Source organism: Flavobacterium crocinum, assembly GCF_003122385.1.
Taxonomy (GTDB): Bacteria; Bacteroidota; Bacteroidia; order Flavobacteriales; family Flavobacteriaceae; genus Flavobacterium; species Flavobacterium crocinum.
In genome coordinates this window covers 35,318-55,786 of sequence record NZ_CP029255.1, presented here as the reverse complement: position 1 = coordinate 55,786, position 20,469 = coordinate 35,318, and the positions used below count along the sequence as shown (strand labels likewise).

22 protein-coding genes and 4 tRNA genes are annotated in these 20,469 nt (G+C 33.0%); 13 read left to right on the top strand and 13 right to left on the bottom strand.

Annotation, left to right across the window (positions count from 1 at the left end):
• Nucleotides 1–27: 27 nt before the first annotated feature.
• A complete protein-coding gene (locus tag HYN56_RS00300) occupies nt 28–768 on the bottom strand; it encodes a hypothetical protein (protein WP_109190366.1) in 741 nt (246 codons plus the stop codon).
• A 283-nt stretch (nt 769–1,051) separates the two neighbouring features.
• Between HYN56_RS00300 and HYN56_RS00295 the strand changes: the two genes are divergently transcribed.
• Nucleotides 1,052–1,819 carry a hypothetical protein gene (locus HYN56_RS00295; RefSeq protein WP_109190365.1) on the top strand — a complete coding sequence of 256 codons (768 nt, stop codon included), beginning with the start codon at nt 1,052–1,054 and terminating at the stop codon, nt 1,817–1,819.
• A gap of 54 nt (nt 1,820–1,873) precedes the next feature.
• On the opposite strand, the gene HYN56_RS00290 is transcribed toward HYN56_RS00295, so the two are convergent.
• The 4 genes from HYN56_RS00290 to HYN56_RS00275 form a co-directional block, all read right to left on the bottom strand.
• A tRNA-Lys gene (locus HYN56_RS00290) sits at nt 1,874–1,946 on the bottom strand.
• Nucleotides 1,947–2,072: 126 nt separating this feature from the next.
• Nucleotides 2,073–2,155 (bottom strand) — tRNA-Leu (locus HYN56_RS00285).
• Between the two features lie 43 nt (nt 2,156–2,198).
• Nucleotides 2,199–2,271, bottom strand: a tRNA-Lys gene (locus tag HYN56_RS00280).
• A gap of 40 nt (nt 2,272–2,311) precedes the next feature.
• A tRNA-Lys gene (locus HYN56_RS00275) sits at nt 2,312–2,384 on the bottom strand.
• Between the two features lie 126 nt (nt 2,385–2,510).
• On the opposite strand from HYN56_RS00275, the gene HYN56_RS00270 reads away from it, so the two are divergent.
• Entirely contained in the window at nt 2,511–3,029 is a 519-nt protein-coding gene (locus tag HYN56_RS00270) for a shikimate kinase (protein ID WP_109190364.1), read from the top strand.
• Here HYN56_RS00270 and HYN56_RS00265 read toward each other — a convergent pair.
• Nucleotides 3,021–3,521: a phosphoribosyltransferase domain-containing protein gene (locus tag HYN56_RS00265; RefSeq protein WP_109190363.1), complete on the bottom strand. Its 501-nt coding sequence runs from the start codon at nt 3,519–3,521 to the stop codon at nt 3,021–3,023. The two genes, HYN56_RS00270 and HYN56_RS00265, sit on opposite strands and share 9 nt — an antisense overlap.
• A 142-nt stretch (nt 3,522–3,663) precedes the next feature.
• A complete protein-coding gene (locus HYN56_RS00260; RefSeq protein ID WP_109194682.1) occupies nt 3,664–4,056 on the bottom strand; it encodes an RNA-binding S4 domain-containing protein in 393 nt (130 codons plus the stop codon).
• A gap of 79 nt (nt 4,057–4,135) precedes the next feature.
• Here HYN56_RS00260 and HYN56_RS00255 point away from each other — a divergent pair, with 79 nt between their 5' ends.
• A complete protein-coding gene (locus HYN56_RS00255) occupies nt 4,136–5,233 on the top strand; it encodes an FKBP-type peptidyl-prolyl cis-trans isomerase (RefSeq protein WP_109190362.1) in 1,098 nt (365 codons plus the stop codon).
• 181 nt (nt 5,234–5,414) lie between these two features.
• On the opposite strand, the gene HYN56_RS00250 is transcribed toward HYN56_RS00255, so the two are convergent.
• The 3 genes from HYN56_RS00250 to HYN56_RS00240 form a co-directional block, all read right to left on the bottom strand.
• Nucleotides 5,415–6,368: a transketolase family protein gene (locus HYN56_RS00250; RefSeq protein ID WP_109190361.1), complete on the bottom strand. Its 954-nt coding sequence runs from the start codon at nt 6,366–6,368 to the stop codon at nt 5,415–5,417.
• Nucleotides 6,369–6,447: 79 nt separating this feature from the next.
• Nucleotides 6,448–7,296, bottom strand: coding sequence for a transketolase (locus HYN56_RS00245; RefSeq protein ID WP_109190360.1), 849 nt, complete (start codon nt 7,294–7,296; stop codon nt 6,448–6,450).
• A gap of 255 nt (nt 7,297–7,551) precedes the next feature.
• A complete protein-coding gene (locus tag HYN56_RS00240) occupies nt 7,552–7,854 on the bottom strand; it encodes a hypothetical protein (protein ID WP_109190359.1) in 303 nt (100 codons plus the stop codon).
• A gap of 449 nt (nt 7,855–8,303) precedes the next feature.
• On the opposite strand from HYN56_RS00240, the gene tgt reads away from it, so the two are divergent.
• The 10 genes from tgt to HYN56_RS00190 all read left to right on the top strand — a co-directional run bounded on the left by tgt (nt 8,304) and on the right by HYN56_RS00190 (nt 18,606).
• Nucleotides 8,304–9,434 (top strand): tRNA guanosine(34) transglycosylase Tgt, encoded by a 1,131-nt coding sequence (gene tgt, locus HYN56_RS00235; protein ID WP_109190358.1) that lies wholly within the window; start codon nt 8,304–8,306, stop codon nt 9,432–9,434.
• A gap of 102 nt (nt 9,435–9,536) precedes the next feature.
• Nucleotides 9,537–10,625 (top strand): LptF/LptG family permease, encoded by a 1,089-nt coding sequence (locus HYN56_RS00230; RefSeq protein ID WP_109190357.1) that lies wholly within the window; start codon nt 9,537–9,539, stop codon nt 10,623–10,625.
• Nucleotides 10,612–11,502 carry a DMT family transporter gene (locus HYN56_RS00225; RefSeq protein ID WP_109190356.1) on the top strand — a complete coding sequence of 297 codons (891 nt, stop codon included), beginning with the start codon at nt 10,612–10,614 and terminating at the stop codon, nt 11,500–11,502. Before HYN56_RS00230 ends, HYN56_RS00225 begins: the two co-directional genes overlap by 14 nt.
• 112 nt (nt 11,503–11,614) lie before the next feature.
• Nucleotides 11,615–12,568 (top strand): acetyl-CoA carboxylase carboxyltransferase subunit alpha, encoded by a 954-nt coding sequence (locus HYN56_RS00220; RefSeq protein WP_109190355.1) that lies wholly within the window; start codon nt 11,615–11,617, stop codon nt 12,566–12,568.
• Nucleotides 12,569–12,707: 139 nt separating this feature from the next.
• Nucleotides 12,708–14,252: a replicative DNA helicase gene (gene dnaB, locus HYN56_RS00215; RefSeq protein WP_109190354.1), complete on the top strand. Its 1,545-nt coding sequence runs from the start codon at nt 12,708–12,710 to the stop codon at nt 14,250–14,252.
• A 139-nt stretch (nt 14,253–14,391) separates the two neighbouring features.
• Nucleotides 14,392–14,742, top strand: coding sequence for a hypothetical protein (locus HYN56_RS00210; RefSeq protein WP_109190353.1), 351 nt, complete (start codon nt 14,392–14,394; stop codon nt 14,740–14,742).
• A 156-nt stretch (nt 14,743–14,898) separates the two neighbouring features.
• Nucleotides 14,899–15,393 carry a hypothetical protein gene (locus HYN56_RS00205; RefSeq protein ID WP_240622634.1) on the top strand — a complete coding sequence of 165 codons (495 nt, stop codon included), beginning with the start codon at nt 14,899–14,901 and terminating at the stop codon, nt 15,391–15,393.
• Nucleotides 15,394–15,423: 30 nt separating this feature from the next.
• A complete protein-coding gene (locus HYN56_RS00200) occupies nt 15,424–16,215 on the top strand; it encodes a sensor histidine kinase (protein ID WP_109190351.1) in 792 nt (263 codons plus the stop codon).
• Between the two features lie 115 nt (nt 16,216–16,330).
• Entirely contained in the window at nt 16,331–16,996 is a 666-nt protein-coding gene (locus HYN56_RS00195) for a response regulator transcription factor (RefSeq protein ID WP_109194681.1), read from the top strand.
• A 350-nt stretch (nt 16,997–17,346) separates the two neighbouring features.
• On the top strand, nt 17,347–18,606 hold the full coding sequence (locus tag HYN56_RS00190; RefSeq protein WP_109190350.1) for an asparagine synthetase B: 1,260 nt from the start codon (nt 17,347–17,349) through the stop codon (nt 18,604–18,606).
• A gap of 3 nt (nt 18,607–18,609) precedes the next feature.
• On the opposite strand, the gene HYN56_RS00185 is transcribed toward HYN56_RS00190, so the two are convergent.
• The 3 genes from HYN56_RS00185 to HYN56_RS00175 all read right to left on the bottom strand — a co-directional run bounded on the left by HYN56_RS00185 (nt 18,610) and on the right by HYN56_RS00175 (nt 20,462).
• Nucleotides 18,610–19,413, bottom strand: a complete 804-nt coding sequence (locus tag HYN56_RS00185; RefSeq protein ID WP_109190349.1) for an endonuclease/exonuclease/phosphatase family protein — start codon at nt 19,411–19,413, stop codon at nt 18,610–18,612.
• A gap of 69 nt (nt 19,414–19,482) precedes the next feature.
• On the bottom strand, nt 19,483–19,716 hold the full coding sequence (locus HYN56_RS00180; RefSeq protein ID WP_109190348.1) for a hypothetical protein: 234 nt from the start codon (nt 19,714–19,716) through the stop codon (nt 19,483–19,485).
• A 77-nt stretch (nt 19,717–19,793) separates the two neighbouring features.
• Nucleotides 19,794–20,462: a DNA-binding transcriptional response regulator gene (locus HYN56_RS00175; protein ID WP_109190347.1), complete on the bottom strand. Its 669-nt coding sequence runs from the start codon at nt 20,460–20,462 to the stop codon at nt 19,794–19,796.
• Nucleotides 20,463–20,469: the final 7 nt, after the last annotated feature.

The following is a 20,469-nucleotide window of genomic DNA, read 5'->3' as shown; positions in this document are numbered from 1 at the left end:
TATTTTATATAAATGATTGCACAAAGACTAATTGACAAAAGGAACCGATTTTAGATCTATTGTTTCAAAAAACGATGAGGCTATTAATCTATCCAAGGATTCCTGACTGTAAGGATATTGACTATTAATAGTACTTTTACGCATTTGCAATAAAAGTGTGGGATTTATTCTGAAGCTTGTTCCCCGCAATGCAATGCCAAAATTAATCGTTTCGTCTGTTTTATATTTTTGAAGATGTTCTAGTGGTATTTGAATCTCGGCACTAAAAATATTTGGATCTGGAGGTGTGGCCTTTGTGTCTAAAACATCTCCGTTTACTACAAGATATTTAATGTCGGTAATGTTCCATTCTAATAAAATACCAGTTTCATTATTTGTTGTTAGTTGCTGATGGGAATTTGGAGTTAAGTTTTTTACAGTAAAATAATCGTGATTGTATCTCTGGTTCTGATTAGTAACAGGATCTTTAAAGCTATTGGCAAAAAGGATTTGTAGAGAAGTAGTATCTTTTTGTTTTTGAGAAAAGTATAACTGAACGCCACCACCTAAAAATTTGGACGAATTGTCTTTTTTTAAAATAGCGAAATACAAGAATTGATTGTCTTTTTTGAAGGCGTAGTAAAGCTTATTTTCTTTGTCAAATTGCATGTTTTTGTAATCACCCCATTCAGTTAGATTGGCATCAATGATTATTTGAGCTTTTAAAGAAATGGAGAATAGTAGAAAAACAATAAGCTGTAGAATGATAAAATACTGAAACTGTTTCATTTTTTATTGCGATTTATATTGGTTTTGGTTTTATAAAATGCGTAAAATGTATTCTGGATTTAATCTGCGTTTTAGATGAAAAGTTAGATTTCAGTAATTACATCATTAGTTAGTGTCAAAAAATGTTTTGTTCCCCTAGTCAAAATGTAATTTTTTTACTGTTATTTTTTTTAATACTACTTTTAGATTTTAAAAAAGTAACATTTATTATGATCTGCATTTGTATAGAAAAGAGGAGTAAGACTAAATTATTAATACATTCGTAAGTGAAAAAAAAACAAAAATGGGTGATTGGAACACGTTGCATTTTTTTGATGATAAGGCGTTTTACGGAAAAGTTGTTCCTGATTTATTAGGAAAAGGCGAGTTGTTGAAAAAACACTTTGAGTCTAAACTAGGAAATAGTATTTTATGGAGCAACAATAATAGTGATGAAAGAATTGAAGCTATTTTGAAGTTTTGTCATTCTTTTGACAAAGATTTTAAAATACATAAAGACTTGTATGCTATCGTAGCCAGAAAGAAAAAGCCAGGAGAACAATATTTAGATGCTTTACATGCAATGCACCATGATGCAGAAAAGTTTAAAAAACAAAATTATAAAGTGATTGATGACTTGACGGAAATTTTGCCCTTATTGGTCTTTTCTGAATGTGCGGGGTTTAATCCACATTTGATTTTGGGGCGAAGGATTTTTACTGGACGCGTTAATGCAAAACCAAAATCGGTTGCGGAGGAAATTATTATAAGAATTACTAATCAGGAACATGGAAGTGTTTATCCGTATAATTCCGGAATAATAAATTGGATTACAAATGAGGATTTAAGGCTTTTATGGATGGATAAAGATAGTTTGTTTCCAACGGATGCAGATTCTGAAGGTTATCTTCAGGAGTTTTTGACATTTATAGAAATTGCACTGGACAATAATTTGGGGGTTATTTCCGGAAGTAATATGAAAGAGTCTATATTAAAAATGATAGAGAATCCTGCTGTTGTTATTAAATTAAATCCGGAAGAATTAGGATTAACATGTGTTATTAATTATTAACGGCAGTTCTAAAATAAAAAAAGGTCAGATAAATAAATTACCTGACCTTTTATGTGACCCGACTGGGGCTCGAACCCAGGACCCCATCATTAAAAGTGATGTGCTCTACCGACTGAGCTATCGAGTCTTCATTTCTTCAATGAGGGTGCAAAGATAAGTACTTTATTTAGTTTTTCAAGTCTTTTTTGAAATGATTTTTTGAATAATTTCTAATGACTTATTTTACAGTAAAATAGACTCTTTGTTTTTTTAGTGACCATGGAGGGATTTGAACCCTCACGCCCTTACGAGCACCACCCCCTCAAGATGGCGAGTCTACCGTTTCTCCACATGGCCTTAAAAGAAAAAAGGTCGAGTAAAATAAATTACCCGACCTTTGTGACCCGACTGGGGCTCGAACCCAGGACCCCATCATTAAAAGTGATGTGCTCTACCGACTGAGCTATCGAGTCATTGCTTTCAAGAAATTTAATTTGTTTATCACAAAATTTGTGACCCGACTGGGGCTCGAACCCAGGACCCCATCATTAAAAGTGATGTGCTCTACCGACTGAGCTATCGAGTCATTTAATTTCTTGAATGCGGGTGCAAATATAAGGAGTTTATTTTGAAGTTTGCAAGCAATTTTATTATAAATTTGTCTTTTTTTTGGAAAAATTTCCAATTGCTTAGTTTATAAGGTTTTATTAGTATGAAGAAAATAGTATTGTTAGGTTACATGGGTTGCGGAAAGTCGACAATAGCCCAAAATTTGTCAAAAATCACAAATATTCCGTTCTTAGATTTGGATAAAATTATCGAAGAAAGAGCAAAAATGTCCATAAATGAGATTTTTGAGAAGCACGGAGAGATCTATTTTCGAAAATTAGAACATGAAATATTTGTCGAATTATTGCAATCTGACGAAAATAATATTATTGGATTGGGTGGAGGAACTCCATGTTATGCTAATAATCATGAATTGCTAAAAGGAGAAAAAGTTGATTCGATCTATTTAAAGGCATCAATTGATACTTTATATAATAGATTAGTATATAATAAGAGTAAACGTCCTTTAATCGCGAATATGAACGAAGAAGAAATGAGAGAATTTATCGCGAAACATTTATTCGACAGAAGTTTTTACTATAATCAGGCTAAACATAAAGTTGTAGTTGACGATAGATCTGTCGAAGAAACGGTTCAGGATATATTGCAAGTTTTAGCTTAAAGAAGCATAGTTCCCGTTTTCTGAGTCGAAAACAACCTGAACATGCTCTAATAATGAAGTTGAAAGAGAAATGCCCTTAAAGTCAGCCTTTACAGGGTATTTTTTATGGTTTCTGTCAACAAGCACTGCTGTTTTGAATTTTTTAAGCGGAACGTCTAAGAAATGACGAACAGCATATATTAATGTAGTTCCGGAATTTAATACATCATCCACAAGAACCAATCCTTTGTTGGAATATTCTTCCGGGCTTAATGAAGTTTGTATAACATCCTGCGGATTCTGTTTGTTTACTTTTACTTCGCAAATGGAAACTTTTAAGGTAGAAATACTACTTAAAGCAGAAGCTATTTTTTCTGCAAAAACATATCCGTTAGAAGCAATACCGGCAATAACGACTTCTTCTTCGTCAACAAAAGTTTCGTAGATTTGATAAGCGATACGTTTTATTTTATGTTCGACTTCCTGATTCGTTAAGATGATATTACTGCTCATAGTTTAATTTTTTTGCTAAAATACAAATTTTAAAATCCAATACTAAAAATCCAAATTCCAAATTTGGCTTTTAGTTCGTTCAATCTTGAGTTTGTATTTAGGGTTTGGGAAAATTGGAATTTGGAATAAAAAAAAAGGAATTTTAAATTTCGTCTTCATCCTCATTGAAGACTTCATCTCCGTAATCATCGATATCTCTACGATCTTTTTTAGTTGGTCTTCCCGTTCCGCTTTTTCGATAATGTTCTTTTGATAGCTTCAGAAGTTCTAAATGTGCGTAGGCTTCCGGTGGTGTTTCGTTTTTGCGATAAATATCCACCAGTTTTGCACCAACACGATTTTCGGGAATATCCAATACTGTTATTATTTGTGTAATCTGATCTTTTCTGAAGGTAATTCGGTCAGTAGGGAAAACTTCTTTGGACGGTTTTGCAACTTGTCCGTTTACAGTAATATGGTTCTTTTTACAGGCTTCAGTAACCATGTTTCTGGTTTTATAATAACGAACGCACCATAAGTATTTATCTACTCTCATAATTTTTCTAAAATCCAAGTTAAATTCTTTACAAAAATAAATCAATATTGTATCTTGCGCACCTAAAAAAATCATAATAATGAATAAATTTAAATATTATTTTGTTTTATTACTGGCAGGTCTGGCTATCATTTCTTGTAGTAAAAAAGGTGATGATGATATAGAGGTTACGCCTGTAAGAGATTATGCAGAACAGTATAAAGCAGATAATGATTCGATTGAGAAATATTTAAAGAATAATTACATTAAAAGTGTTTCGGCAGATTTTGATATAACATTTGAGAAAATTACAGATCCTGCTACACAAGTTTCTATTTGGGATCAGCAGACGTATCCTTTACAGCACAGAGATGTATATAACCGTGACGTTAATTATAAAGTCTATTATTTGATATTAAAAGAAGGTGCAGGCGAAGCTCCATGTAACTTTGATAATATTAATGTAGCTTATAAAGGAAATCTTCTTAATGGGACCGAGTTTGATAATTCTTATGGATTAGGACGTGATTTCAGTTTAGATGTTTATCAGGGTATTATTGATGGATGGGGAGAAATTATGCCGAAGTTTAAAACAGGAATTCGTAGTGTGTCCTCTACAGATGGAACAGTTAGTTATAGCGATTATGGGGCAGGAGTAATGTTTTTGCCTTCAGGATTGGGGTATTATGCAAATACTCAGTCGAATATACCGGCCTATTCTCCATTGGTTTTTAGTTTTAAATTGTTTGGATTAAGACGAGCTGATAGTGAATATACTTTTAATGGTTCGTCAAATGTTATAGTTGGTGATGGTGTGCCAACGTATCTGGAAGATGTAAACGGAGACGGTTATGTGTATGATCATAGAGATAAAGTGAGATTTCCTAATATGCCACCAGAATTAATTGATGATACCGATAAGGATGGAATTCCTGATTTTCTTGATTTTGATGATGATGGTGATGGTTATACTACACGATTTGAGATTACAAAACCAACAGATGCTCCGGTTACGGGAATTAGTAAATATTATCCATTTGACCCAATTCCGGACAATCCTGATACGCCAAATGTAGATGAAAGTGAAACATGGGGCATTCCGGCAGTTTTGCCAGATGGAACAATTGATTATACTACTCCGGGAAGATTAGGAAGATTAAGACTTCATGTAGATAAAGATCATCACGCTATTAAGTAATAAAAAATTGTGATATAAAATTAAAAACCTCGAAAAAGTTATTTTCGAGGTTTTTTTATGTGTAAATAAGAGATTTAATTTTATCCTTGTCTTTTGAAGTTGTTTGTTGTGTAAAGGGGAAAAAGAAAACCCTCGAAATTAATATTTCGAGGGTTTTTTATAAAGTAAGAAAATCTAAAAATTATTTTCTTTTAATAACTCTTTCTACAGCTTCAACAATTGCCTGATTGTTCAATTTGTATTTTTCCATTAATTGCTCCGGAGTTCCAGATTCACCAAAACTATCTTTTACAGCTACAAATTCTTGTGGAGCCGGATTGTTTAAAGCTAATACACCTGAAACACTTTCTCCAAGACCACCAAGGTAGTTGTGCTCTTCTGCAGTAACTACACATTTTGTTTTAGCAACCGATTTAAGAATAGCTTCTTCGTCAAGTGGTTTAATAGTGTGGATGTTGATTACTTCAGCAGAAATTCCTTTTGCTTCTAAAGCTTCAGCAGCAATAAGAGCTTCCCAAACTAAGTGTCCAGTTGCAATAATAGTAACGTCGGTTCCTTCGTTTAACATAACTGCTTTTCCAATTACGAAAGGTTCGTCAGCAGGAGTAAAGTTAGCCACAACCGGACGACCAAAACGTAAATAAGCAGGACCGTGGTGATCTGCTAATGCAATTGTCGCTGCTTTAGTCTGGTTGTAATCGCAAGTATTGATTACAGTCATCCCTGGTAACATTTTCATTAATCCAATGTCTTCTAAGATTTGGTGAGTTGCACCGTCTTCTCCTAAAGTTAAACCAGCGTGAGAAGCACAGATTTTAACATTTTTGTCAGAGTAAGCAACAGATTGACGAATTTGATCGTAAACTCTTCCTGTAGAGAAGTTAGCGAAAGTTCCTGTAAAAGGAATTTTTCCTCCAATTGTTAAACCAGCAGCGATTCCGATCATGTTAGCTTCAGCGATTCCGATTTGGAAAAAACGTTCTGGATGATTCTTTTTGAATTCATCAAATTTTAATGATCCAATTAAGTCAGCACATAATGCTACAACATTTTCATTTTTTTGACCTAGTTCAGTCATTCCCGCTCCAAAACCGGAACGAGTATCTTTACTTCCTGTATTTTCGTATTTTTTCATTTTATTTCTTTTGAGATGTTGGGTCTCTGGTAGTTTTAGTTTCTAAACTGAAAACTATATACTGAGACTGAACACTTTTTTAATAGTCTGCTAAAGTTGAAATGTTTTGAGCTAAAGCACTAGCTAATTGATCGTTGTTTGGTGCTTTACCGTGCCAAGCATGAGTGTGCATCATGAAATCTACACCGTTACCCATTTCTGTATGTAATAAGATGCAAACTGGTTTTCCTTTTCCTGTTCGTGATTTAGCATCTGTTAAACCAGCAAGAATAGCGTCAATATTATTTCCTTCTTCAATATCTAAAACATCCCAGCCAAAAGCTTCAAATTTTGCACGAAGACTTCCCATTGGAAGAACTTCGTCTGTTGTTCCGTCAATTTGTTTACCGTTAAGGTCAACAGTTGCAATAATGTTGTCTACTTTTTTAGCAGAAGCATACATAATAGCTTCCCAGTTTTGACCTTCCTGTAATTCTCCGTCTCCGTGTAAACTATAAACGATATGATTGTCTTTGTTTAATTTTTTAGCTTGCGCTGCTCCAAGAGCTACAGATAAACCTTGTCCTAATGAACCAGACGCAATACGAACTCCAGGTAAACCTTCATGAGTTGTTGGGTGTCCTTGTAAGCGAGAGTCTAATAATCTGAATGTCGCTAATTCTGATACCGGAAAATAACCGCTTCTTGCTAATACGCTATAGAATACTGGTGAGATATGTCCGTTGGAAAGAAAGAATAAATCTTCTCCAATTCCGTCCATATCAAAACCTTCTTTGCGGTCCATTATATTTTGATATAGTGTTACCAAAAATTCAGTACAACCTAATGAACCACCTGGGTGTCCAGAGTTTACAGCATGTACCATTCTAAGAATATCTCTTCTTACTTGGATCGTTAAATCGCTTAATTGTTGTGTGTTAGGCTTCATTTTATATGTAAAATTTTAAACTGAAGCAAAAGTAACGGATATTTTGTGGGGAGACAAATGATTTTCTGCTTTAGTTGGTTCCAATTGTTAAATTTTTTTGTTCTTTTTTCTGCTAAATTGGTAAAAATTCAAGAAATTGATAATACGAGATAAAATTTTGCCACAGATTAAACGGATTGTAATGATTTTAAAATCTATTAAATCTGTGTAATCTATGGCAATAAAAATGTAGAAATTGATGAGGTGCGAACTTTTTTAGCTCGTGTCGCTTTCGCTGTAATAATTGTTCTCTTCGTCTTCAGAACCAATATCTTCCTGTTGATCGTCTAATTCAGCGCCCGGTACATCTAAATCATTCCCCAGCTTATCACTGTTTTGTTTCCATTCGTGATTGTCATTGTTGACTATTCTTTCACCAGAAATGTCTTGTGGATCAATGTCTTCTAATCTTTCTTCTTGATTGTAAATATCTTCATTTGCCGGATAATCCATGTTTTCAAGATTTTTTTCAATTTGATCATCCTTGATTTGATCCAGTTTATCTTCTGAGTTTATCATGATTTCTAAAGTTTTTAGTTGAATACTAAAATTACAAAAGAAATAAATGAGTTTGTTATACTTTAATAATTAGATTGTTGCAGCTTTTACATTCTTTTTGTTGAGAAACCTTCTTGATAAATGTTGGCGTTAGGGATTACTTCACAATATTTTATTTTTTATTGGAGTTCAGTGAACTATGTTTGAAGCGATATCCTTTTGCGACACGAAAAACGTCTTAATTAGAGATTAAACGCAGTAAAGCAAAAGATATAGCGAATAGCCCGGCCTTTAGGAAACGCCCAAATAAATTTAATCTTATAAGTGAAAATCCAAATTCCAAAATATAGTGTCTTATAGCAAAAATGAAACATTAAGAAAACATTAGCTAATTTTCTAATTGACAAATTTTCCAATTGATAAAATTTCCCTGAAATTAACTTATCTTTGCCGACTGAAAAAAGAAACAAATGAAGTTCGATTTATTACAAAAAGATCCGCAGTCTAAAGCAAGAGCGGGGAGTATAACTACTGATCACGGCGTAATTGAAACGCCTATTTTTATGCCGGTTGGAACAGTTGCATCTGTAAAAGGGGTGCATCAACGTGAGCTTAAAGAAGAAATAAATCCGGATATTATTCTAGGAAATACCTATCATTTATATTTACGTCCGCAAACTGAAATTTTAGAAAAAGCGGGTGGATTGCATAAATTCATGAACTGGGATCGTAATATTTTGACCGATTCAGGAGGATATCAGGTGTATTCTCTTTCTTCAAACAGAAAAATTAAGGAAGAAGGAGTGAAGTTTAAATCTCATATTGATGGTTCTTACCACTTTTTTACTCCTGAAAACGTAATGGAAATCCAGCGTACTATTGGAGCCGATATTATTATGGCTTTTGATGAATGTACGCCTTACCCGTGTGATTACCGTTATGCACAGCGTTCTATGCATATGACGCACCGTTGGCTGGATCGTTGTATTAATCATTTAGAAAAAGTGCCTTATAAATACGGTTACGAACAAACGTTCTTTCCAATTGTTCAGGGAAGTACTTATAAAGATTTGCGTCGTCAGTCGGCTGAATATATTGCTAATGCTGGTCAGCAGGGAAATGCGATCGGTGGACTTTCTGTGGGAGAACCTGCAGAAGAAATGTATGCAATGACTGAAGTAGTTTGTGAAATTCTTCCTGAAGATAAACCTCGTTATTTAATGGGGGTTGGAACTCCTATAAATATTCTTGAAAATATTGCATTAGGAATTGATATGTTCGATTGCGTTATGCCAACACGTAATGCGAGAAATGGTATGCTGTTTACAGCAAATGGAACAATCAACATCAAAAATAAAAAGTGGGAAGCCGATTTTTCTCCAATTGATGAAATGGGACATACTTTTGTGGATACAGAATATACAAAAGCGTATTTACGCCACTTATTTGCTGCCAATGAATATTTAGGAAAACAGATTGCAACAATTCATAATCTTGGATTCTATATGTGGTTGGTTCGTGAAGCAAGAAAACATATCTTAGCCGGAGATTTCAGACCATGGAAAGAAATGATGGTGAAAAACATGAGCCAAAGACTTTAAAAAAAGTTTCAAGTTTTTTTAGTTCCAAGTTTCGGGTTGCCAATAAGAACCTGAAACTTGAAACGTGAAACCTGAAACTTTTAAATTTGAAACAAAAAATCTATGCTGACAATAATAGATAAATACATCTTAAAAAGATATCTGGGAACTTTCTCTGTGATGTTGCTTTTATTTGCACCAATCGGAATCGTAATTGATGTTTCTGAAAAAGTAAATAAAATGCTCGAAAACAAGATTCCGTTTATGGATATTGCGTTCTATTATTACAATTTTACAATCTATTTTATTAATTCCCTTTTTCCAATATTTCTTTTCCTTTCGGTTATTTGGTTTACTTCAAAATTGGCAAATAACACAGAAATTATTGCGATTTTAAGCTCGGGAATTTCTTTTACGCGATTTTTGCGACCATATATTATAGGCGCTACTATTGTTTCGGTTTTTGTTTTGTTAATGGGGTTTTTCATTGTTCCGGCAGCAAGTGAAGGTTATAACAATTTTAGATATACTTATTTAAAAGGAAATGGTAAGGAACTCATGCGGGGCGAGAATACCAATGTTTACCGACAAATTAACGATCACGATTTTATTTTTGTAAATAGTTTTAATGAAGAATCAAAAACCGCTTTTAATTTTACTTTAGAGCATTTTGAAAAAGAAAAACTTACTTATAAAATTACTGCAAGCCGTATAAAATGGGATCCGAAGAAAAAAATCTATATTTTATACGATTATACCAAAAGAACACTGGGAGATTTGAATGATGTAATTGAAAAATCTCCTGAGAAAAACGTAGCCTTTAAGTTTGAACTTGCCGATTTGACGCCTGTTGTTTATATCGCGGAAACGCTGACTTTGGGTAAATTGTATGATTTTATTGAAAAAGAAAGAAAAAGAGGTTCTGGAAATATAAATACCTATTTGGTTGTTCTTTATAAAAAATACAGCATACCGGTTTCAGCCTTTATTTTAACTATTATTGCTGTATCTGTTTCTTCAATGAAACGTAGAGGCGGTATGGGAATGAACCTTGCCATTGGAATTGCGATTGCCTTTTCATTTGTTTTCTTTGATAAAATTTTTGGTACACTTGCCGAAAAATCTACTTTCTCACCTTTATTAGCTGTTTGGTTCCCGAATATTGTTTTCGGAATTCTGGCAGTTTACCTATTACGTAATGCGAAACGATAATTTAAAAAGTTATTTAAATCTTCACTTAATTGTTTTTATCTGGGGTTTTACAGCCATTTTAGGCGCTTTAATAACTATTGATGCCAATAATCTGGTTTGGTTTAGAATGCTTATTGCCATGATTTTTTTAGGAGGTTTTATTGCTTATAAAAAACAATCTTTTCAGGTTCCCATAAAAGAATTTTTCAAACTGATTTTTGTTGGATTATTAATTGCATTACACTGGATTTTCTTTTTTAAAGCCATTCATGTTTCTAATGTATCTATAACGCTTTCCATTTTTTCATTAGGTGCTTTTTTTGCCTCTTTACTGGAACCATTGTTTTACGGGCGTAAAGTCTTGTGGTACGAAGTTCTTTTTGGTCTTGTAATTATTGCAGGCTTGGGGCTAATTCTTCAGGTGGAAATAAAATACCTCACAGGAGTGTATTATGCTTTGGCTGCAATCATTTTAGGAGTTTTGTTTACATTAATGAATGGAAAGCTGATTTCAGATCATGAGCCTTCAGTAATTACTTTTTATGAATTTGGAGCGGGAGTATTTTTTATCTCAGTTTATTTTTTATTTGAAGGAAAATTTACAGCAGATTTCTTTACAATGTCTTTGAATAACTGGATTTTACTACTAGTTTTGTCGTCTGTTTGCACTGCTTATGCGTTTACAGCGTCGGTAAAAGTAATGCAGAGACTAACGCCATATACAGTAATGTTAACTACTAATTTAGAGCCTGTTTACGGGATAGTTTTGGCTTATTTTATATTAGGCGGAAAAGAAAAAATGAGTGTTGAATTTTATATTGGAGCCGTTATAATTATCATAACAGTTATCCTGAATGGTGTTTTTAAGCACTATCAAAAGAAGAAAGAAAACTTGTAATAGTTTCCTTATTTTTAAAATGCATTTTTATACTTTAAATAACAATTAACTTCGCCAATGATATAATATTTTTATATTTGCGGTTCGATTTACAAACAAAATTCAAAAATCCATGGAATATTTAGATTTTGAGCTTCCAATTAAAGAACTTGAAGAACAGCTAGAAAAGTGCGTTATTATTGGAAAAGAATCTGACGTTGACGTGACCCCAACGTGCAAAGAAATTACCAAGAAATTAGAAGAAACGAAGAAAGATATATACAAAAACCTCACGGCTTGGCAGCGCGTACAATTGTCAAGGCACCCAAACAGACCTTATACTTTAGATTATATTAAAGCTATTTGTGGTGACACGTTTTTGGAACTTCATGGAGACAGAGGTTTTAAAGATGATAAAGCAATGGTTGGCGGCCTTGGAAAAATAAACGGACAGTCGTTTATGATTATCGGACAGCAAAAAGGTTTTAATACAAAAACACGTCAGTACCGAAATTTTGGTATGGCAAATCCAGAAGGATACCGTAAAGCTTTGCGTTTGATGAAAATGGCAGAGAAATTCGGAATCCCGGTTTTAACTTTAGTAGATACTCCGGGTGCATATCCTGGGCTTGAAGCTGAAGAAAGAGGGCAGGGAGAAGCTATTGCAAGAAATATTTTTGAAATGGTTCGTCTTCAGGTGCCAATCATTACCATTATTGTTGGCGAAGGTGCTTCAGGTGGAGCTTTGGGAATTGGTGTTGGAGACCGAGTTTATATGTTAGAAAACACTTGGTATTCTGTAATTTCTCCGGAATCCTGCTCTTCTATTTTATGGAAAAGCTGGGAATACAAAGAGCGTGCAGCTGAAGCTTTAAAATTGACTTCTTCTGACATGAAAAAACAAAAATTAGTAGATGATGTAATTCCAGAACCACTAGGCGGAGCGCACTATGACAGAGAAACTACTTTTAAAACAGTAGCAGAATACATCACTAAAGGATATAATGAATTGAAAGACTTATCAACAGCCGACTTAATTGCCCAAAGAATGGACAAATACAGTAATATGGGCGAGTATAAAGAGTAAATTCATAAAAAAGACTTAAAATCCGAAGCCTTACAGTTTCGGATTTTTTTTTGGTTATGAACAAATCAGAATTATTTATAAACAATTATTAGTTATAACTCGATAGCAGATTTTTTTTAAATTTTGCTACTTTCGCTATATGGAAAATTTCAAAAATTTAAACCCCGTTAAGGTCGACAAAACCACAATTATCAACTTAGAAAAAGGAAAGTTGCCACCGCAAGCTCTTGATTTGGAGGAGGCTGTGCTTGGCGCGATGATGATTGATAAAAAAGGGGTAGATGACGTAATTGATATTTTGCAGGCAGAAGCTTTTTACAAAGACGCGCACAAACATATTTTTGAAGCGATTTTACAACTTTTTACCGAAACGCAGCCAATTGATATTTTAACTGTTTCCACTCAGTTAAAGAAAAACGGAAAGTTGGATTTGGCAGGTGGAGATTTTTATTTGATTCAGCTTACGCAGAAAATTGCTTCTTCGGCGCACATCGAATTTCACTCGCGTATCATTCTTCAAAAATTTATTCAAAGAAGTTTGATTAGAATTTCTTCAGAAATTATTGAAGCATCTTATGATGAAAGTGCAGACGTTTTTGATTTATTGGATCAGGCGGAATCTAAATTATACGAAGTTACACAAGGAAATATCAAGCGTAGCTCCGAAACCGCACAGAGTTTAGTTTTACAAGCTAAAAAGAAAATTGAAGAGATTTCTAAAAAAGAAGGATTAAGTGGTGTAGAAACTGGTTTTCATAATCTGGATAAGTTAACATCAGGATGGCAGCCGAGTGATTTAATTATTATCGCGGCGAGACCAGCGATGGGAAAAACAGCATTCGTACTTTCAATGGCCAGAAATATCGCCATTCAATATGGACACGGGGTGGCTTTGTTCTCTCTGGAGATGGCATCTGTTCAGTTAATTACGAGGCTTATTTCTTCTGAAACAGGATTGTCGTCAGAAAAATTGCGTACAGGAAAATTGGAGCCGCATGAATGGACCATGTTGAGTACTAAAGTAAAAGATTTAGAGAAAGCACCTTTGTTTATTGATGATACTCCCTCACTTTCTATTTTCGATTTAAGAGCAAAATGTCGTCGTTTAGCGTCGCAGCATGGTATTAAAATTATCATTATTGATTATTTGCAGTTGATGACTGCAGGAGGAAATGCTAAAGGAGGAGGAAATCGTGAGCAGGAAATTTCTACAATTTCCCGAAACTTAAAAGCTTTGGCAAAAGAGCTTAACGTTCCGGTTATTGCACTTTCTCAGTTATCTCGTGCTGTTGAGACGCGTGGTTCCAGTAAGCGTCCTTTGCTTTCGGATCTTCGTGAATCTGGAGCGATTGAGCAGGATGCCGATATCGTTTCGTTTTTATACCGACCAGAATATTACAAAATTGAGGAATGGGATGATGAAGAGGCTTCCCCAACTGCTGGTCAGGCCGAAATTATGATCGCAAAACACCGTAATGGTGGTATTGAAAATATTCGTTTGAAATTTTTAGGACACTTAGGAAAGTTTGATAATCTTGATGAATTTTCGGGTAGCTATGATGATTTACCTTCAAAAATGAATCATGATGATAGTCCGTTTGTTACCAGTAATCTGCCTTCAGCCAATGAAGCCTTTGGAAGCAATTTGAACGATGACGACGATGATAGTGATGTTCCATTTTAATAAAATGTAAAAAGCCTTGTTTTTAAGGCTTTTTTTTATGTTTGGATGTTACTTTTCTAATTTAAATCAGTAGTTTAGCCAGACCATTAAGAAACTATTTATTTTTTTAAAATTTATTAACCAATAACTAATTAGAATTATGAATGAAGAAAAATTTCCTGGTCCTATCAGAGTCCCATTAGCTACTGCCAAAGAATGGGAGAAAAAGTACGACGATGATACTACAGTCGAAGACCGTGAGAAAAAAGTTAAATCTTATTTAATCCCAAGAGAGAGTTTAGAGCTGGTTTTAAAGCTCGGTACCGAAGCTGTTCGTGCCTATATTGGTATTAACGACGATAATGAAAAAACGTTACTTTTTGTTGGCGCTAAATATGATCCGGAAACAGGTAAGTATGTAGATGTTTACGGAACCTATGAAGGAGCTGAAAGTAAAGTAGAGGGTGGTGATGTTGTTTATGATGGTTCACGCCCTAGTCCTCCATATTAATTAAACGGGTTAAGAATGGATGATTTTTTAATATATTCAGGTTATTTGATTTTATTAATTAATCTAATATTATACTCATTTAGCTTTTTCCGAAAGGAAAAAGCTAATGTTTTTTTTGTTTGTTATCTGGCTTTTGCATTTTTAATGCAAATTTCGATGGAAACATTGTGGTATCTTAATATGAATAACTTGTTTTTGGTAAACATTTTTTTTATTGGCCAAATGATACTATTGGGATTGTTTTATTATTCCATTTCAAAAATCAATGTCCAGAAGAAATTTGTTAAAATCAGCCTTGTTTTAGCTTTGGCTGTATTAACAATACAGTTTGTAAATACTCCGAAAGAGTTCCTGAAATTTAATTTATTTGAAATTACATTGACATCTTTGCTGATTGTTGTCTTTGCTTTGATTCATTTCTATAATATGCTTACAGAAAATAAAACCTACTACTATGCAAGTATGGGGATTATTATTTATTTGCTTTCCAGTACGGTATTGTTTATTATAGGGAATCTTACGTCAACGTTGAATAGTGATGTAAAATATATAAGCTGGATGGTTAATGCATTTTTAAATGTAGTCTACTATCTTTTTATTTTATATGAATGGAAAGTCAGTTTTTCTCCAAAAAGAAGTTTACAAGTTTAGATTGTAATTGTGTTATATAAGTAAAAAGATATGAATACCTATTCCGTTCCTGATAAAGAGTTAGTTGCTATTATATTGTATATCTCTTTATTTTTTATAATTGTTGCTGTCGCATTAATTATATTCTTTTACTATTCAAGAAAAAAAATTATTCAGAAAGAATTGGAGAAAAAAGATTTGGTGCTTCAGTATCAAAAAGAGCAATTACATGCTATTATTATTACTCAGGAAGAAGAACGTAAAAGAATTGCGCAGGATCTTCATGATGATATTAGTTCAAAATTAAATATTGTTTCATTAAACAGTCATCTGCTTACAGCTCCAAATCTTACGGAAGCTGAAACTACAGAAATTACAGAAAATATAATTGCTTTAACTACTAAGGCATTAGACAATTCCAGAAAAATTGCTCATAATTTATTACCACCGGTTTTTGAAAAATTTGGACTAAACGCTGCAATTGAAGAATTATGCGAAGAATTTGAAAGTAGTAAATCTGTAAAAACTCACTACAAAAACGAGATTGATTTTGATGATAATGATATCGATCGGCATTTGCATGTTTTTAGAATTTTGCAGGAGCTAATGAATAATTCACTTCGTCACGGAAAAGCCACAGAAATTTGGATTGCTTTTACTTGTAAAGAAGGTATTAATATTTGTGACTATGAAGACAACGGAATTGGTTTTGACAGTAAAAGTGATAAAAATCAAAAAGGTTTGGGAATGAAAAATATTGACAGCCGTATATCATTTTTAGAAGGAACAGTAAAAATTACCTCAGAAATTAATAACGGAATCATTGTGAATTTTACTTTTTAAGATAATTTATTCATCTTAACAAGGTTTTTAGTCAATAAAATAAGGGAACTTAGTGTTTTATGAATCATATTTCGTAAATTCGGCAGACCAAATTAAACGACCAAAATCAAATAAGATGAATGCTGCTATAAAAATTGCCTTAGTCGATGATGAAATTTTGTTTCGGAAAGGAATTTCTTTTTTATTGCAGAGGGAAGAAAATATCGAAATTATTTTTGAAGCCTCAAACGGAGATGAACTTATTTCTCAGTTAGATAAAAACGAAATTAAACCAGACATCATTGTGATGGATTTAAAGATGCCGGTTTTAAATGGTGTCGAAGCCACAAAAATTATTCGAAAATCATATCCTGATATTAAGATAATTGCCCTGACAAGTTATGATACTAAATCATTTATAGCTAATATGATTCAGGTTGGAGCTGTGGCTTATTTGATCAAAAATACTACTCCTAAAGATTTAATTCTTACTATCAATGAGGTTGCTTCTAAAGGTTTCTACTATAATGAAAGTGTTTTAAAAACAATTCAGGAAACCATTGTTTCTCCCAAAAATACGAAAGGTGGGCTGGAGACTAATTTTCTTTCACCTCGTGAGGTCGAAATACTTCAATTAATCTGCCAGCAAAAGACAACTGCAGAAATTGCGGAACATCTTTTCTTAAGCCCGAGGACTATTGAAGGGCACAGGAATAATCTACTGCTTAAAACAGAATCGCGAAATATTGCTGGTTTAGTTGTGTATGCTATCCAAAATGATTTAGCCGTTTTAACAATCTAAATTGAAATTACGCCGTCAAAAACTGAATAGACAATACGTAATACAATATAATTGTTATCACTAAAACACATAAACCTATTTTTTGAATTATATTCATACCCTTTTCTTGATTATTACTATCATTAAACTTCATGGTTGTTTGTTTTTACATTGATTAGTTTGATGATCTGGGATAGCAAATGTAGATAGATTATTTTAGCGTACTATAGGGGTTTTTACCCTTTTTTATAAATATTGCAAATCAGGTATTTATACTTGTTTTTATATTTAACATTCCATTAGGCCATAAAAAATGGGCTTCATTCTTTTTTTTAAGTCTTCCTTTATATCTTTACTAAAATAATTTTCGGATGAATAAGAGTTTATTCTACATTTTTATACTATTAATTACTTTCAATGTTCGTGCATCGTTTATTTTACTTCCGATGGACGAATCTACTCAGCAAAATCATTTAAAAGCTTATGGTATAACCTATTGGTGTCTGAGCAGAGATTATAAAGCAAGCTGGCTTTTAAATTATCGCGGAGGATCTTTTTTGCTTCCTGATGCTGAAGAGATTAGAAAAGAATGTAAAATTAGAGGAGTGAGTTTTGAAGTTATTTCAGATACTGAAGAAGCTTCGATTTTAAATGAAATTTCTAGTCCTTCACAAAATATGGAGTCAGTTATTTTGGAAAAAGCACCAAAAATTGCAGTATATACTCCTAAAGGGAAACAGCCCTGGGATGATGCCGTGACGCTAGTATTAACATATGCTGAAATTCCTTTTACTCCAATTTACGATGAAGAAGTTTTAAGCGATCAGCTCTTAATGTATGACTGGCTTCATTTGCATCATGAGGATTTTACCGGGCAATATGGAAAATTTTATGCTGCTTATAAAAATACTCCCTGGTATATTGATCAAAAAAGAGATGCCGAAGCTTTGGCAGCTAAATTAGGATACGATAAAGTATCTACGGAAAAAGGTGCAGTTGCAAAAAAAATCAGAGATTTTGTTGTCGGTGGCGGATTTATGTTTGCCATGTGTTCTGCAACAGATAGTTTTGATATTGCACTAGCAGCTGATGGAGTTGATATTTGCGAAGCTATGTTTGACGGAGATCCAAGTGAATCCAATTATCAGTCCAAATTAAATTATAACAATTCTTTTGCCTTTAAAAATTTCACTTTAGAAAGAAAACCAGAAGTTTATGAGTTTTCGGATATTGATATGACTACAAAAAGAAGAATTGTTATGGAGAAAGATTATTTTACTCTAATGGAATTTTCTGCAAAATGGGATCCTATTCCAAGTATGCTTTGTCAGAATCATACGCAATTGGTAAAAGGTTTTATGGGACAAACGACTTCTTTTGATACTTCATTAATAAAATCAAATGTCTTGATTATGGGAACTTGTGAGTTAAATGGAGAATCAAGATACATACACGGAGAAAAAGGAAAAGGAATGTTTACCTTTTTTGGAGGACATGATCCTGAAGATTATCAACATCAGGTAGGAGATCCGCCTACGGTTTTGGATTTGCATCCAAATTCTCCGGGATACAGGTTAATCCTGAATAATGTTTTATTTCCCGCAGCAAGAAAAAAGAAGCTTAAAACTTAGTTTTTAGTTTAGAGAAAATTCAAACCATATCGGAATATGATCGGAAACTTTTCTTGCATTTAAAAGCGAATCAAAGTCTTCGTAAAACTTGATAACTCCTGAATTGATTGTTTTTACGTGAGAAGTATGATAAAATATATTGTCAAATTCTGATGCAAGACAAATGTTGTTCTTGCATTTTTGTTTAAGGGTTGTTTTCTGGTTTTTTAGAACCGAATTATAACCTGTTTTTTTGAGAGGATTGAAAACTGTATGTTTTTCAGGACAATTAAAATCACCTAAAAAGACTAAATTTAAATTTGGATATTCGCCTGGCAGAAATTTAAAGTATTTTATTTCTGTTTCAGGCTGTTTTTTTTTCGTTATAGCGTGAAAATTGACAAGCGTAATTGTTTTTTTATTGATTTCGAACGTTGCAAAATAAGGCTCTCTGTCAATTTCCAAACTGTATTTTTGTTCCAGCCAGGGTTTAGCTTTTAATTTGATTTTACTTGTTTTCCATAAAAAAGCATAACGTTCTGTTTTGTAACTGCTGCCGGTGGTTGGATCACTGATAGTATATTCCCATTTATTTCCTCTTTGGTTAAGGAATAAAGCCAGTTTAGCAACAGTTTGTGCGCCACCATACCCTGCAACCACTTCCTGAATGGCAATTATATCGTAGACAGAAATTTTTTTTGCAATATAATTTAATTCAGTATCCGATTTAGATTTTCCAAAATTTTGAAGATTCCACGATAAAACTTTGGTCTGAGCAAAAGATAAAAGTGTAAATAATAGTAGGACAGGGCTTAGAATGCTTTTCATGTAAAAAATAAATGAAATCCAAATATATAGGTAATTCCTATAATTTGAATAAACCTGTCTTAGAAATTATTAATGTTTTTTATATCTGTTTTTCAAAGCGGTTCCAATAATTATAATTTGTAAAACAAGCAGTGCAGGAATAAAAATTATTTTCCAGTCGATTTCCAGCCAGCCGGTTTTTTCAGATACATAAGCAAAGCTTATCGATAAAAATAGACAAAGAAACATGGTTTTCATGATGATTTTATTTTGAGTTGTATTAATTTTTTCAAAAAAAGTAATCGTTTTGTTTTTTGGTTTCATTTAGTAGGTTGGGGTTAGCAAATTTAAAATTACTAAAGCTTCAATTCTTACGTGATTTTGTAAAAAGTTTACATATTTTAAACTAATCCAAAATCTTTAGCAATCGCTATAAGATGTACATTATTATTTGCTTTAAAGTAGATTTTCAATTTGTTAATTCTTTTTTCAATACTGCTGGTTCCATTTGGAGTAATTGCCAAATCTTTAAATTCTTTTGAGATACTTTCTAGAATATATCCTTGTGAAAGAAGTTTTAGTATTGAGATATCATAAGACTCAATTTCAATCAAAGCTTTATCATTAAAACTAAATGATAAATCAGAAGAAACAATTTTTTCTTCGTTGTTGTAGGTGCTTACAATAGCATTTTTTAGTTCAGCGATACTGTTTCTTCCTTTAGAAACATAGGCGCTTATTCCCAGATCGTTAAAAAGAGATTTGATTCTGTAGCTTTTATCTTCAATAGAAAACACGATTTTCTTTAATGTAGGCTGAACTTTATTAGCAGCTTCAATTAACTCATCTCCGCTGTTTAATATTGCTTTTCTATGATCTGATTTAAAAGACAAATCGCTAATTAATAAATCATATGGCTCTTTTTCCAGTAAAGCTTTTTTTATTTTGAGTAAAGCTTCATCACAGTATTTTACATGATCAATTACAGGAACTTGCAAATCTTCCAGCACTTGAACAACTGCAATACTGATACTATCTAAATCTTCGGCAACTAAAACTTTCTTAAACATAATGTTA

What these genes read in the sequence shown, in the direction of transcription:
- HYN56_RS00300 (WP_109190366.1), bottom strand. Translation starts at nt 768, where the DNA reads ATGAAACAGTTTCAGTATTTTATCATTCTACAGCTTATTGTTTTTCTA.
- HYN56_RS00295 (WP_109190365.1), top strand. Translation starts at nt 1,052, where the DNA reads ATGGGTGATTGGAACACGTTGCATTTTTTTGATGATAAGGCGTTTTAC.
- HYN56_RS00270 (WP_109190364.1), top strand. Translation starts at nt 2,511, where the DNA reads ATGAAGAAAATAGTATTGTTAGGTTACATGGGTTGCGGAAAGTCGACA.
- HYN56_RS00265 (WP_109190363.1), bottom strand. Translation starts at nt 3,521, where the DNA reads ATGAGCAGTAATATCATCTTAACGAATCAGGAAGTCGAACATAAAATA.
- HYN56_RS00260 (WP_109194682.1), bottom strand. Translation starts at nt 4,056, where the DNA reads ATGAGAGTAGATAAATACTTATGGTGCGTTCGTTATTATAAAACCAGA.
- HYN56_RS00255 (WP_109190362.1), top strand. Translation starts at nt 4,136, where the DNA reads ATGAATAAATTTAAATATTATTTTGTTTTATTACTGGCAGGTCTGGCT.
- HYN56_RS00250 (WP_109190361.1), bottom strand. Translation starts at nt 6,368, where the DNA reads ATGAAAAAATACGAAAATACAGGAAGTAAAGATACTCGTTCCGGTTTT.
- HYN56_RS00245 (WP_109190360.1), bottom strand. Translation starts at nt 7,296, where the DNA reads ATGAAGCCTAACACACAACAATTAAGCGATTTAACGATCCAAGTAAGA.
- HYN56_RS00240 (WP_109190359.1), bottom strand. Translation starts at nt 7,854, where the DNA reads ATGATAAACTCAGAAGATAAACTGGATCAAATCAAGGATGATCAAATT.
- tgt (WP_109190358.1), top strand. Translation starts at nt 8,304, where the DNA reads ATGAAGTTCGATTTATTACAAAAAGATCCGCAGTCTAAAGCAAGAGCG.
- HYN56_RS00230 (WP_109190357.1), top strand. Translation starts at nt 9,537, where the DNA reads ATGCTGACAATAATAGATAAATACATCTTAAAAAGATATCTGGGAACT.
- HYN56_RS00225 (WP_109190356.1), top strand. Translation starts at nt 10,612, where the DNA reads ATGCGAAACGATAATTTAAAAAGTTATTTAAATCTTCACTTAATTGTT.
- HYN56_RS00220 (WP_109190355.1), top strand. Translation starts at nt 11,615, where the DNA reads ATGGAATATTTAGATTTTGAGCTTCCAATTAAAGAACTTGAAGAACAG.
- dnaB (WP_109190354.1), top strand. Translation starts at nt 12,708, where the DNA reads ATGGAAAATTTCAAAAATTTAAACCCCGTTAAGGTCGACAAAACCACA.
- HYN56_RS00210 (WP_109190353.1), top strand. Translation starts at nt 14,392, where the DNA reads ATGAATGAAGAAAAATTTCCTGGTCCTATCAGAGTCCCATTAGCTACT.
- HYN56_RS00205 (WP_240622634.1), top strand. Translation starts at nt 14,899, where the DNA reads ATGGAAACATTGTGGTATCTTAATATGAATAACTTGTTTTTGGTAAAC.
- HYN56_RS00200 (WP_109190351.1), top strand. Translation starts at nt 15,424, where the DNA reads ATGAATACCTATTCCGTTCCTGATAAAGAGTTAGTTGCTATTATATTG.
- HYN56_RS00195 (WP_109194681.1), top strand. Translation starts at nt 16,331, where the DNA reads ATGAATGCTGCTATAAAAATTGCCTTAGTCGATGATGAAATTTTGTTT.
- HYN56_RS00190 (WP_109190350.1), top strand. Translation starts at nt 17,347, where the DNA reads ATGAATAAGAGTTTATTCTACATTTTTATACTATTAATTACTTTCAAT.
- HYN56_RS00185 (WP_109190349.1), bottom strand. Translation starts at nt 19,413, where the DNA reads ATGAAAAGCATTCTAAGCCCTGTCCTACTATTATTTACACTTTTATCT.
- HYN56_RS00180 (WP_109190348.1), bottom strand. Translation starts at nt 19,716, where the DNA reads ATGAAACCAAAAAACAAAACGATTACTTTTTTTGAAAAAATTAATACA.
- HYN56_RS00175 (WP_109190347.1), bottom strand. Translation starts at nt 20,462, where the DNA reads ATGTTTAAGAAAGTTTTAGTTGCCGAAGATTTAGATAGTATCAGTATT.